Source organism: Sinorhizobium alkalisoli (assembly GCF_008932245.1).
GTDB lineage: Bacteria > Pseudomonadota > Alphaproteobacteria > Rhizobiales > Rhizobiaceae > Sinorhizobium > Sinorhizobium alkalisoli.
Genome location: NZ_CP034909.1, coordinates 1,487,215 through 1,500,158 on the forward strand (window position 1 = coordinate 1,487,215; position 12,944 = coordinate 1,500,158).

Sequence of the window (12,944 nt, forward strand, 5' to 3'; positions counted from 1 at the left end):
TCGGCTTAGCTGAGCATGTGCCGAACTTCTCATTCGGGTGGATTGTAGACGTCTGCGCACTGCGCTAGCTTCAGGCAATGAAGATACTTGCAGTTTCCGGCAGCGCCCGCCGGTTGTCCACCAACACGGCATTGTTGAGGGCAATGCAAGCCATCGCTCCCGGCGACATCGCTATCACAGTCTTTGACGACATAGCGGATTTGCCCGTCTTCTCACCTGATCAGGAAGGTCCGAACCTGCCCGATAGCATTCGGCTTTTCATGCAGAAGATTTCCGACAGCGACGGACTTGTCATATCCAGCCCCGAATATGTCCGTAACATACCCGGAGGCTTGAAAAATGCGATTGATTGGCTCGTGTCCGGGGATCAGATCATCGGCAAGCCTATAGCCCTTGTTCACGCCTCCCATCGGGGAGACGACATGCTGACAGTGCTGCGAACAGTGCTTTCGACCCTAAGTTCCAATTTCAACGAGGACCTTTTCCTCCGACTTCCAGTGATGAAGGAGACGCCGGAATCGATTCTGGAAATTCTCAAGATTCCTGCCAATCGACATATGGCTGAAAGCTTCCTCCGCGACTTCGCTTCCTTCTGCCGAAATCAAGGAAGCCAGAAGCCGGACTCGATAGCACGCTAAGTCAAAGTTAGCGTCCAAGGTCAGCTACGGGTCGATTCTTCATGTCCCCCGAAGGACGCAGGAGGGAGGAAAAATGCCCTGCGTTCGCCGGAGGCTTTCGCACGCCTTCCCCGGGACATGATCGGCCCCGGCGCCAGCCAAAACCAAGTGCAACGCCGGCATCCGAAACCCTACTCAAAAGCGGTCCCTCAGCTTGTCGCGACGAACCGCGCAGTTGCATTCAGGTCGTGAACTGCGGCAATGCAGCCGCCAACGCGTTGACAGCCAGACGAACCTTCACCGGCAGGTGAGGTGTCGGGAGCCATACTGCGAAGGCATCGTAAAGAAAGCCCGGCTCATCAGGCAATAGTTCGACAAGCGCGCCAGCCTGAATGCGCCCACGAACCAGCCAATAAGGGAGCCAGGCCAGCCCCATGCCGGCGGTTGCGACATCGGCGATCGCATCGAGGTCATCGAGACGCAGACGGTGAAGTGGCGTGACCTCCACGGGCGGCTGGCCATTGCGCGGAAACAACCACGGGGGAACAGGCCCCGACCGACGGTAGACGATGGCATGGTGACTGCTGAGGTCCCCTGTCCGCAGTGGCCGGCCGTGCGCCTTGAGATAGGATGGCGACGCGCAGACGACCATGCGCTGGCGCGCGATGCGACGCGCTATCACCCCGGCTTTGTCCTCCAGGGTGCCCGTCCGGATTGCCAGATCGTAGCCATCCTCCGCGAGATCGACGATGCGGTCGTTGAGCGACAGATCAAGTTCCAGCGCAGGATATTGCTGCGCGAGCTCCAATAATATGGGGGTGACGCAGCGCCGGCCGAAATGCACAGGCATGGTGACGCGCAGCCTTCCGCGCGGCTCGGAGAGTTGATCGGCCGCGAGTGCATCCGCAGCATCGGCCTCTGCGAGCACCACTCGGCAGCGTTCATAATAGGCGCGCCCGAAGTCCGTCAGGCTCTGACGGCGCGTGGTCCGGTTGATGAGCCGCACTCCCAGGCGTTCTTCAAGAAACCGGACATGCTTGCCGACCATCGGTCCGGATAGATCGAGCGCCGTCGCGGCGGCCGCGAACGAGCCTAAGTCGACGGCTTTGACGAATACAGCCATGCTGGTGAGGCGATCCATATTCAAAACCATTCGTTTCTACTGTTCTGCCAACAAGGCCATTTATCCTCTCATTTGTCACTGGCATAGCTTATTCTGTTCAAATATTTTGGAGTTGTGGTGATGGCGCGTATTGTTCGCATTTATCAGCATGGTGGTCCCGAGGTTCTGCGCATCGAGAGCGTCGATGTTTCGGGACCGGGTCGGGGTGAGGTTCAAATCCGTGTCAAGGCGCTAGGCCTCAACCGGGCGGAAGCGTTGCTGCGTTCGGGCTTCTACATCGAAACGCCGACGTTGCCCGCCGGTCTCGGCCTTGAAGCAGCGGGCATTGTCGAAACGGTTGGGGAAGGCGTGGACGGATTCGTGCCCGGCGACGCCGTCAGCGTCGTGCCACCGCTATCGATGATCCGCTGGCCAGCCTATGGCGAGCTTGCCACCTTTCCCGCCGAGCTCGTAGTCAAGCACCCACCATCGCTCAGCTGGGAAGCGGCGGCAGCCGTCTGGATGCAATATCTCACCGCCTACGGTGCGCTGATCGACATTGCCGGACTGCGCAGGAAGGACTTTGTCGTCATTACCGCGGCATCGAGCAGTGTCGGACTTGCCGCGATCCAGATCGCCAACATCGTTGGCGCGAACGCCATCGCGGTCACGCGGGCATCTGGCAAGAAGCAGGCCTTGATTGAACTCGGCGCTGCCCACGTCATCGCTTCAGCGGAGGAAGATCTGGAAACCAGGCTGAAGGACATAGCCGGCCCGGAGGGCGTCCGGGTCGTGTTCGATCCGGTCGGCGGCCCGATCTTCGAGCCTCTGACGGCCGCTATGTCAAGGGGAGGCATTCTCATCGAATATGGCGGCTTGAGTCCTGAGCCGACCCCCTTTCCGCTGTTCACTGTGCTGAGCAAGTGCCTGACGCTGCGCGGCTACCTCGTCCACGAAGTCATCGGCGATCCGGCGCGCTTGGAGGCCGCCAAGGCGTTCATTCTCGATGGGCTGATATCGGGTACGCTCCAGCCAGTCATCGCCAGAACCTTTGCCTTTGACCAGATCGTCGAGGCGCATCGCTTTCTGGAGTCGAACGAACAATTCGGCAAGATTGTTGTGACGGTTTGACCGACAACGCGACCTCCAGCCCGTAGCGCATCGACGTGCCGCGCCGGACGTCACTCGAAGCGGCCTTAAACGGTCGAAAGGCGCAGTAAGCAGGCCCTGTCGTCTCGAAGCTGGAATTTGAGTAAGACCGTATGTCCGTCTTCGTGGCTGAGGTGGCTCGCCCCTACACTGGTCTTCCGAGGGTTGCTCGGACAGGCCGAGCCGATCCTCATCACAGGAGGACGAGCCGTGGCAGATTATAAAGAAGTGTTCGTTGGAATCGACGTCGCCAAACTGAAGAATGCGATTGCCGTCGCCGAATCCGGCCGGGAGGGAGAGATTCGCTTCTGGGGTGAGGTTGACGCGTCTGATACGAGCATGCGCCGCATCATCCAGCGGATAGCTGCAAAGTTTGACCGCGTTCAATTCTGCTACGAGGCCGGACCAACCGGATACGGGCTGCATCGGCTGATCCGATCGCTCGGCCATGAATGTGTGGTCGTCGCTCCATCATTGATCCCCAGGAAGCCGGGCGACAGAGTAAAGACCAACCGTCGAGATGCGCTCGCGCTCGCCCGGCTATTGAGGGCCGGCGAGCTCACGGCGGTGTGGGTTCCCGACGAGGGCCATGAGGCGATGCGCGACCTCGTCCGCGCACGGGCTGCGGCTGTCGAGACGTTGCGGGTTCACCGGCAACAGATCAGCGCTTTCATGCTCAAACACGGTCGTATCTATCCACGCAAGAAGGGCTGGACGATGCGATACCTTTGCTGGCTCCAGGAGCAACAGTTCGATCATCCGGCGCATCAGATCGCCTTGCAGGAAATGGTCGAGGCGGTGCGCGTCTCGAAAGAGCGCGTCGGACGCCTGGAGACGGTAATTGAGGAATTCGTCCCGAACTGGTCTCTGGCTCCGGTCATTCGAGCTCTGCAGACGCTGCGAGGGGTTGATCTGATCGTCGCCGTTACATTCGCCACGGAAGTCGGCGACGTCAGCCGTTTCGAGAGTCCGCGCCAATTGATGGGCTATCTCGGCTTGGTCCCTGGTGAGCGATCCACGGGTGAGACCGTCAGACGGGGCTCGATCACAAAGGCAGGCAACGGCCGGGTTCGGCACATGCTGGTCGAGAGCGCGTGGACTTACCGGCACCCGCCGAAAGTCGGCGCGAGAAAGCTATACCGTCTGGCGGAAGCGCCGCCGGCAGTCAGAGAGATCGCGTGGAAGGCTCAGAGTCGGTTAACGGCTCGATATCGCCTGCTGGTCGCACGGGGAAAACGGACGACGGTGGTTTGCACCGCAATTGCCCGAGAATTGGCCGGCTTCATGTGGGCCGTTGCAAGGGAGGCGCAGGCGATCAGGACATAGGTCACTGCAGCGAACTTGCACCTCGCGCATGGGCGGAGGCGGGACAACGGCAGGGGAACATCCGTCAGACGCTTTATGGCCGGCATTGTCCGACGCCCGCAGTAAGATAGGAACAGCCCCGGACGCACAATCGGGAATGCGGTATCCAACCCGCGCATCAGAGCTTGATCACCGACGTCCTCGAGTTCCGCCTCCACCCATACGCGATCATCATGAGAGGCCCGTTCGCGAGAGCGGCAGCTTCTTCGTGCCCAATGCATTGACAATGGACATCAGTCGCACCTTGACCAAGATGCTACAAGTAGTTTTGAGGATGCCGCCATGACGGGACGGCTGCTTCGCGCCAACAGCCGTCATCTCAAACACGCTGTCGGTTTCACCGCTGCCATTCAATATTGATCAGTTCGGAAGGTCTTCACACAAATAGTCGTGTGTTCTGGTGTTCGGATAAACAGCAGAAGAAAGCGAAAGCCACCATTGACGAGATGGTGCCTCAACAATGCTGAGCGGGAGCATCATCGTTTCGCTCTTCAAAACGAACGATATGGTCTGCCTTTCATCGAAGAACGATATTCTGACCTGCTGAAGGTCAAAAGGAGTAGGTCTGCGGCCCGGCGAAACGAATTCCGGCCAGAGTCCTCCGGTGGCTACCCCGTTCCCGCTTTTGGTGGCTGGGGTAATCCTCATTTCGATGGTCGCCGGAACTGGCGATCCCCTATCGTTCGATTGCTGGATTATGCTGCGTGTCGTGCTGCGTCCCTCTCGTGGTGTGTGCACGTTTCCCAGGAATCGTTGATCCAACTTGCATATGAAGTGACGAGGTGTCTGATGATCGCGTTCGATAGCCAGGGCGGGCGCTGCGGTCAGAACGCTGGTGATAGCGGCGATGACTGGACGGAACATCATTTGCCCAGTCTAGGGGTGATTCGTTACAGAACCCTCAAGCTGCCATCTGAACGCTTGCGTGCTAAAGGTTTGCGAAGTGTTTTGCATATCCAGCAACCACGAAACCAGCCAACAGTAGCGGGACGACCGCTTCAGGCTGACGGGAGCTTTAGGCAGTATCATCCTGAGGGGTAATTCCATGGCAGGAGACCCTCAATCTGGCGATGCTTGTGGCCATTGACGATAGAGGCGAGCGTAGCGGTCATGTAGGCAAGCGGATCGATGGAATTAAGCTTGCACGTCTCGATTAGCGAGGCGATGGTCGCCCAGTTCTCTGCTCCGGCATCATGTCCGGCGAAGAGGGCATTCTTCCTGTCCAGAGCTATAGGCCGGATAGTTCTTTCAACGGAGTTGTTGTCGATCTCGATGCGACCGTCGGTCAGGAAGCTGCCGAGGCCATCCCAGTATTTGGCGATATAAGCGAGCGCTTCGCCGAGCGGCGACTTGCCAGCGACGCGCGACTGATGACGGGTAAGCCAGGTCCGCATGTCGGCGACCAACGCTGCTGATCGTCCCTGCCGCCCGGCGAGGCGAGCTTCTGCGGAAAGGCCACGTAGATCGGCTTCGATGCGATAGAGTTCACCGATCCGCTTGACGCCTTCTTCAGCAATCGGAGCCGAGCCGGTGCGTGTGATCTCGACCAACTTACGCCGGGCATGGGCCCAACAATAGGCAAGCCGGATGTCCGGTCCAACGCGATCCGGTGAGATCAGCCGATTATATCCGGCATAGCCGTCCACCTGAAGGACGCCCGTGAACCCGTGCAATATCCGTTCTGCATGGTGCCCGCCGCGACCGGGAGCGTAGGTAAAGGCCACACCGGGCGGTGCACCTCCGCCCCACGGTCGGTCATCACGCGCCAGCGCCCAGAAGTATCCGGTCTTGGTTTAGCGGGAGCCGGGATCGAGGACCGGTGCACGGGTCTCGTCCATGAACAGCTTCGTCGACCGCTTCATCGGCAATCAGAGCGTCGAAGACGTAGTTCGAACGCTGCCCGGCCGACCCAATCGGCCAGCGTGGAGCGGTCAAGATCGATACCCTGTCGGTTCATGATCTGGGCTTGGCGGTATAGCGGCAGATGATCTGCGTACTTCGACACCAGCACATAAGCGATGGTCGCCTCTGTCGGCAACCCGGCCTGGATCAATCGGGCAGGTGCTGGTGCCTGCGCTACGCCGTCGGTGCAGGAACGGCAGGCATATTTGGGACGGCGGGTGACGATGACACGGTACTGCGCCGGAACGACATCCAGCCGCTCGGACACGTCCTCACCGATGCAATGCAGGCCGCCGCCACAGGAGCAGATTAGGCTTTCTGGCTCGACAATCTCCTCGACACGAGGAAGGTGGGCGGGAAGAGAGCCGCGAGTGAGAACCTCCACTGTAGTCTCCATGGAGAAACTCCCTTTGTTTATCCATGGAAAGGCGATCACAGATCAGGGCAGGAAGGACAACGTGGGAGTGGAACATCGGTTACGAATTTGACCGACTTGGAGAACAACTTGTGAACTTCAGGTTTGGCCCGTCCTTTAGTTTTTTGCGACACACTTAGGCCGCGGCTCGCTTCCATCCTACCGCGAGCAGGCCAGCGCCGATCATCAGTGAACCGCCCGTGCGATTGACCACTCTCTGGACGCCAGGCTTGCGGATTGTCTTGCGCGCCATTGAAGCCATGAGGCCGTAAGCTGCGGCGTTCGCCGTTGCCAGCACGAGGAATGTCACCTCGAAAATGACCAGCTGGAACGCGATGGGCTGCGCATGGTTCAAGAACTGCGGCAGGAAAGCTACAAAGAAGATGATGCTTTTCGGGTTCAGCGCCGTGACGATATAGGTATGCAGAAAGATGCGTAGCGGGCGTTCCTTTTCGACGGAACCAACCTCGCCCGGCCCCTCATTGCTCACCACCGGCGCCCGCCAGAGCTTGGTACCGAGGTAGATCAGATAGGCGGCCCCGACCCACTTCAACACAGTGAACAATGTTGCGGACGTGGCGAGAAGCGCACCAAGTCCGAGCATCGAGGCCGTCATTGCAGTGAAGTCGCCCAGTGCAACGCCCGCCACGGTCGCCGTGGCGGAGCGTTTCCCGTGACCGAGCGCGTATGAAATAACCAGAAGAACGGTCGGACCGGGAATGGCCAGCAAAACGGCCGACGCTGCTACGAATGCCAACCAGAGTGACATGGACATATTTTCACCTCGAAGTTGTTTGGATCGAGCAATCCATGAGAACAGCCGTAAAGCAAGCGCGCTTCGCAAAAATCTCATTAAAGAGATTCCGGCGATCGTTCGCATGGCACGACCTCGATCTTTCAACCTTGAATCAAATTTCGCCCCCCGCGGGACTCCTCGGTGCGTGCAAACCTGCCGTGCACCGCGGCCACCGACTTCGCGAGCAAAAGAAAAGAGTTGCAGAGCTGCAGAAAAAATGTAGGTTATTTCTCATCCGACATCGAAGGGAGTCTTAAGCGCGCCGCCTGCGAAGCGCGCACGACCTCCCTTTGCCGGAAGAGACCATCTACCCAACGCAGATTCAGGGGAACTGTTAATGAAAAATGCATTCAGAACGATCGCTATCGGTGCAGCCATGTTGGCGGCCACCACGCTGTCGACCGCTGCACGCGACCTCACCGTCGTCTCCTGGGGAGGCAACTTTCAGGACGCACAACGCGAAATTTTCTTCAAACCCTTTGCGGAGGAGACCGGCAAGCCTGTGCTCGACGAGTCTTGGGACGGTGGCTTCGGCGTTCTCCAGGCGAAGGTGAAGGCCGGCGCGCCGAACTGGGACGTGGTGCAGGTGGAGGCCGAAGAACTGGCACTTGGCTGCGCCGACGGTCTCTTCGAAAAGATCGATTGGGACAAGCTCGGCGGCAAGGACAAGTTCCTGCCGGAAGCGGTCAGCGAATGCGGAGTCGGCGCGATCGTGTGGTCGACGGCAATCGCCTATGACGGCGCCAAACTCGCCGAAGGTCCCACCTCCTGGGCGGATTTCTGGGACGTGCAGAAATTTCCGGGCAAGCGCGCGATGCGCAAAAGCGCCAAGTATACTCTGGAATTCGCTCTCCTCGCCGACGGTGTCGGCAAGGATGAGGTTTATGGAGTGCTGGCGACGCCCGAGGGTGTGGACAGGGCCTTCAGGAAGCTCGATGAACTGCGTCCGCATCTCGTTTGGTGGGAAGCGGGCGCGCAGCCGCTACAACTGCTCGCCTCCGGCGAAGTGGTCATGACCTCGGCCTATAACGGCCGCATTACGGGCATCAACCGCAGCGAGGGCAAGGAGTTCAAAGTAGTCTGGCCGGGCAGCATCTACGCCATCGACAGCTGGGTGATCCTGAAGGATGCCGAGAACCAGGATGCGGGACAGGACTTCATCACCTTCGCCAGCATGCCGGACAATATGACCAAGCTCCCGGGCTACATCGCCTACGGCCTGCCCAACACTGAAGCGGCCGAAAAGGTCGAACCGCGCTATGCTGCCGAGTTGCCGACTGCCCCCGAGAACATGGCGGCAGCACTGGCCCTCGACGTCGAGTTCTGGATCGACAATTCCGAAGCGCTGACCGAACGCTTCAACGCCTGGCTGGCGCAGTAAAGCACCCCATGGACTATGGACGCCTGCGGGGCCACTGCGGCCCCGCTTGCGCAAAACCGTGCCGGCCTGCCTGCGGTCCATCGAGGGTCCGCATCCGGCACCATACCTCACATCAAGATCGGCAGCGGCCTGCATTCCTTGTGCGCGCGTGTGCACCGTTGCCGAGATGCAAGGCTGGAGAGCGCTTTTGACAGATATCCGCATCCGTTTCGACCGCATCAGCAAATCCTATGGACCCTTGAGGGTCGTGGACAAGCTCGATCTGGACATCGCCAAAGGTGAATTCGTAAGCCTTCTCGGCCCCTCGGGCTCCGGCAAGACGACGCTTTTGATGATGCTTGCCGGATTTGAAACGCCGACGGAGGGTGCGATCTTCCTCGACGGCGAACCGCTGAACGATGTGCCCACCTACCGACGGGACATGGGCGTCGTCTTCCAGAGCTATGCCCTGTTTCCCCATATGAGCGTCGGTGAAAACATCGCCTTTCCGCTGCAGATGCGTGGCATCGGCAAGGCGGAGATCGGCGAACGGGTGACGCGTGCGCTCGACATGGTGCAGCTTTCGGCCCTGCGAGACCGCCGCCCGGCGCAGCTTTCGGGCGGCCAGCAACAGCGCGTCGCGCTTGCCCGAGCGCTGGTTTTCGAGCCACGCGTGGTGCTGATGGATGAGCCGCTTGGGGCGCTCGACAAGCAGCTTCGCGAACAGATGCAGCTCGACATCCGCGCGCTGCATAACCGGCTCGGCCTTACCATTGTCTTCGTCACGCATGACCAGTCGGAAGCGCTGACGATGTCCGACCGCATTGCCGTCTTCAACCGCGGCAAGATCGAGCAGATCGGTTCACCGCGCGAGATCTACGACGAGCCGCGCACGCGCTTCGTCGCGCAATTCATCGGAGAGACCAATCTGGCCGATGGCCGGGTCGAAAGCGTGGCAGGCAAGGAAGCCCGCATCCTGCTGAAATCCGGCCGTCACGTGGTCGCGGGCCTGTCGCAAGCCGTCGAACCGGGTCAGGAGGTTCTCCTTTCCCTTCGGCCGGAACGGATAGAGCTGAAGGACCGCGCGGAGAACAGCGGCAACAGCCTTGCGGCCAAGATCGCCGACTGCGTCTACCAGGGGGACCACCTGCGCGTACAACTCGACGACGATGCTCATGGGTTCGTCGTGCGGCTCGACCGCAAGTCGCCTGAGTGGCGGCCGGGCGCGGAGGTCTTCGCCGAATTTCAAGCTGCCGATTGTCGGGTGATCGTGCCATGATGAGCCGCCTTCCCCAGAATGCGCGGGCTTTTCTCCTTCTCGCGCCGCTTCTCCTTTTTCTCGGCTGTTTCTTCGTCTGGCCGCTGGCAACGATGATGTCACAAGCGATCTCCGACACGGCGGTGCTACACATCCTGCCCCGAACGGCAGAGGCATCGGCCGACTGGGATCGCGGTTCTCCACCGACGCCCGAGATGAAGTCTGCCATCGTCGCTGATCTCCGCGAAGCAAACGACACCCAGGCCGTCGGCGACATGGTGCGGCGGCTGAATAGCGCCCAATCCGGTTTCCGGACATTGATGTCGAAGACCCTGTCGGCGATCCGGGACAATGATAGGCCGCCCGAACTCTCGGCGATCGATCCCCGTTGGGAAAAACCGCAGTTCTGGCTTGCAATCGTCGACGCGCTTTCGCCGGTTACCGACCGCAATCTGCTCGCCGCGGTCGATCTGACGCGCGACGCCTCGGGTGGGGTGGTCGCCATGCCGGAAGAAACCTCAGCCAACCGGGCAATCATGCTGCGCACCTTCTGGATCGCCAGCCTGGTCACCCTCGCTTGCACTGCAATCGGTTTTCCATACGCCATGCTGGCTGCGGCAACCGAAGGCTGGAAGCGCAACCTGTTGCTCGCGGCCGTATTGTTGCCGCTCTGGACGTCGCTCCTCGTGCGAACGGCGGCATGGTTCATCATCCTTCAGGAGAACGGCCTGATCAACGACCTTCTCCGCGCTGTGGGGCTGGCAGACAGCCCCATTCCGCTGATCTTCAATCGCACAGGCGTCGTCATCGCCATGACGCACGTGCTCCTGCCCTTCATGGTGCTGCCGATCTACAGCGTGCTCATCACCATACCCAAAAACCTCATGCCGGCGGCTGCCTCGCTTGGCGCCAATCCGCTGCGAGCCTTCCTGCGTGTGTTGCTGCCCTTGAGCTTCCGCGGGCTTGGCTCCGGCGCACTCCTCGTCTTCATGTCGGCCATCGGCTACTACATCACCCCGGCTCTGATCGGCGGGCCGAGCGACCAGATGATCAGTTCGGTGATCGCCTTCTACGCGACCGGTTCGGCCAACTGGGGAATGGCGGGCGCACTTGGTCTCGTCCTTCTCGTCGCCACCCTGATGCTTTACGCCGTCTACGGGCGGCTTTCGGCAGAAGACGCCAGGAGGAGCTGAGCCATGTTCAAAGGGATGAAGCTCGTTTTTGCCGCCGCAATGGTCACGTTCCTGATTGCGCCACTCATTGCGATCCTGCCGCTCGCTTTCACATCGAGCGTCTTTCTCACCTATCCGATACCGGGCTTTTCCACCCGCTGGTTCGAGGAACTCGTCACGGCAGACGCCTGGCAACGATCGATCGTCAACAGCCTCATCGTCGGAAGCGGCACGACGCTGCTTGCGACGGTGCTCGGCACGACCGCCTCGCTCGGGCTACGTCACCGCAGCCTGCCCTTGCTCGGTGTCGCAAAGACGCTTTTCCTCGTGCCGATGGTGGTGCCCGCGGTCGTCCTTGGCGTCGGCATGCAGGTGCTTTTCGTCCGGCTCGGCATCGCCAGCAGCTATATCGGGGTGATCGTCGCCCACACGGTGGTGGCGATCCCCTTTGTCGTCGTCAGCGTCACCGGAGCACTGGCCGGCATTGACAGGCGGGTGGAACTGGCTGCCGAAAGCCTCGGCGCGCCACCGGTGACGGTGTTCCGTCGCATGACGCTTCCGCTGGCCATGCCCGGCATCCTGTCCGGCGCCGTGCTCGCCTTCGCGACATCTCTCGATGAAGTGGTGCTGACATTGTTCGTCGCCGGACCGAACCAAAGGACGCTTGCCCGTCAGATGTTCTCCACCATCCGCGAGAACATCAGCCCGGCGATCGCCGCAGCGGCCTTCATCTTCATCGTCGGCACGATCGCAATCGCCCTCATCATGCTGGCGGTGAAACAGCGAGCCGCCGCTTCGTCCGCATAGCCGCCGCGAAAGGGGCTTGAAACCAGAAAGGGCCCGGCGGCGAACCGGGCCCCTTCTGAAATGCAGTGATAGGTGTCAGTTCGCCCTAACCACCGGATTGCCCTCGGCCGCAAGCGCGGCCAGGTCGGCGGGCTTCAGTTCCACCGATTCGCCGCAGCCGCAGGCGGACGTCTGGTTCGGGTTTTTGAACGTGAAACCCGAGCGCAGCGGCGTGACCTCGAAATCCATCTGCGTGCCGAGCAGATAGAGCACGGCTTCCGGTGCGACCCACACGCTCGCCCCCTGATGCTCGACGAGATCATCCTTGGCATTGGGCTCGGTGACGAGGTCGACAGCATATTCCATGCCGGCGCAACCGCCCTTCTTGATGCTCAGGCGAATGCCCTTGGCATCACCGCCGGCATTCTCGACGATCGAACGTACGCGGCCGGCGGCCGCGTCGGTCAGGCTCATTACGGCAAAGCCCATAGGCTTCATCTCCTTCACGTCGCCGGGGTCAAGGCCCGACGCTTTCCAGAATTCCAATGTAATGCCCGTCTGTTAACGGATCAATATGAGGCGGCTGGACTTAATACCAGCCGAGCGCCACCTGCGCCTCTTCCGACATGCGGTCCGGCGTCCAGGGCGGATCGAAGGTCATGGTGACCTCGACGCCGGAAACTCCTTCGACGGCGCCGACCGCGTTCTCGACCCAACCCGGCATCTCGCCGGCAACCGGGCAGCCGGGAGCCGTTAGCGTCATCTCGACCTTCACCATCCGATCGTCTTCGATGTCGATCTTGTAGATCAGGCCGAGTTCGAAAATGTCCGCCGGGATTTCAGGATCGTAGACGGTCTTCAATGCGGCGATGATGTCGTCGCTGAGACGCGCCAGTTCCTCGGCGGGAATGGCCGAATGCACGATGCCTTCGCGGACATCGACCTTCTCTTGTGTTTCGAGACTCATCCCGGCCTCCTTGAGCAGGTTTGCAAAAGTGTCTCACACCTTTACGGCAAGAACC

11 protein-coding genes and 1 pseudogene are annotated in these 12,944 nt (G+C 60.4%); 7 read left to right on the forward strand and 5 right to left on the reverse strand.

Annotated elements, in window-relative coordinates; genetic code table 11:
- Positions 1-77 precede the first annotated feature (77 nt).
- The gene (locus tag EKH55_RS07360; RefSeq protein ID WP_151611253.1) at positions 78-638 is read left to right on the forward strand and encodes an NADPH-dependent FMN reductase; all 561 of its coding nucleotides are present in this window, start codon (positions 78-80) and stop codon (positions 636-638) included.
- Positions 639-858: 220 nt separating this feature from the next.
- Here the strand turns inward: EKH55_RS07360 and EKH55_RS07365 are convergent, their stop codons facing one another.
- Entirely contained in the window at positions 859-1,758 is a 900-nt protein-coding gene (locus tag EKH55_RS07365) for a LysR family transcriptional regulator (protein WP_151611961.1), read from the reverse strand.
- Between the two features lie 102 nt (positions 1,759-1,860).
- Here EKH55_RS07365 and EKH55_RS07370 point away from each other — a divergent pair, with 102 nt between their 5' ends.
- Positions 1,861-2,850 (forward strand): zinc-dependent alcohol dehydrogenase family protein, encoded by a 990-nt coding sequence (locus tag EKH55_RS07370; RefSeq protein WP_151611254.1) that lies wholly within the window; start codon positions 1,861-1,863, stop codon positions 2,848-2,850.
- 228 nt (positions 2,851-3,078) lie between these two features.
- Complete coding sequence (locus tag EKH55_RS07375) at positions 3,079-4,194, forward strand: IS110 family RNA-guided transposase (protein ID WP_151611255.1); 1,116 nt, start codon at positions 3,079-3,081, stop codon at positions 4,192-4,194.
- 1,064 nt (positions 4,195-5,258) lie between these two features.
- Here EKH55_RS07375 and tnpC read toward each other — a convergent pair.
- Together tnpC and EKH55_RS07385 are read right to left on the reverse strand one after the other, a co-directional pair.
- A pseudogene (tnpC, locus tag EKH55_RS07380) lies at positions 5,259-6,511 on the reverse strand (IS66 family transposase); the annotation flags it as partial.
- Positions 6,512-6,686: 175 nt separating this feature from the next.
- The gene (locus EKH55_RS07385) at positions 6,687-7,325 is read right to left on the reverse strand and encodes a LysE family translocator (protein WP_151611962.1); all 639 of its coding nucleotides are present in this window, start codon (positions 7,323-7,325) and stop codon (positions 6,687-6,689) included.
- 397 nt (positions 7,326-7,722) lie between these two features.
- On the opposite strand from EKH55_RS07385, the gene EKH55_RS07390 reads away from it, so the two are divergent.
- The 4 genes from EKH55_RS07390 to EKH55_RS07405 all read left to right on the forward strand — a co-directional run bounded on the left by EKH55_RS07390 (position 7,723) and on the right by EKH55_RS07405 (position 11,943).
- Positions 7,723-8,727, forward strand: coding sequence for an ABC transporter substrate-binding protein (locus EKH55_RS07390; protein ID WP_225191918.1), 1,005 nt, complete (start codon positions 7,723-7,725; stop codon positions 8,725-8,727).
- Between the two features lie 187 nt (positions 8,728-8,914).
- Positions 8,915-9,985, forward strand: coding sequence for an ABC transporter ATP-binding protein (locus EKH55_RS07395; RefSeq protein ID WP_151611256.1), 1,071 nt, complete (start codon positions 8,915-8,917; stop codon positions 9,983-9,985).
- Positions 9,982-11,157 carry an ABC transporter permease gene (locus EKH55_RS07400; protein ID WP_151611257.1) on the forward strand — a complete coding sequence of 392 codons (1,176 nt, stop codon included), beginning with the start codon at positions 9,982-9,984 and terminating at the stop codon, positions 11,155-11,157. Before EKH55_RS07395 ends, EKH55_RS07400 begins: the two co-directional genes overlap by 4 nt.
- A gap of 3 nt (positions 11,158-11,160) precedes the next feature.
- Entirely contained in the window at positions 11,161-11,943 is a 783-nt protein-coding gene (locus tag EKH55_RS07405) for an ABC transporter permease (protein WP_069458588.1), read from the forward strand.
- Positions 11,944-12,018: 75 nt separating this feature from the next.
- Here the strand turns inward: EKH55_RS07405 and sufA are convergent, their stop codons facing one another.
- Entirely contained in the window at positions 12,019-12,411 is a 393-nt protein-coding gene (gene sufA, locus EKH55_RS07410) for a Fe-S cluster assembly scaffold SufA (protein ID WP_069458587.1), read from the reverse strand.
- A gap of 100 nt (positions 12,412-12,511) precedes the next feature.
- The gene (locus tag EKH55_RS07415) at positions 12,512-12,889 is read right to left on the reverse strand and encodes an SUF system Fe-S cluster assembly protein (protein WP_069458586.1); all 378 of its coding nucleotides are present in this window, start codon (positions 12,887-12,889) and stop codon (positions 12,512-12,514) included.
- Positions 12,890-12,944 lie beyond the last annotated feature (55 nt).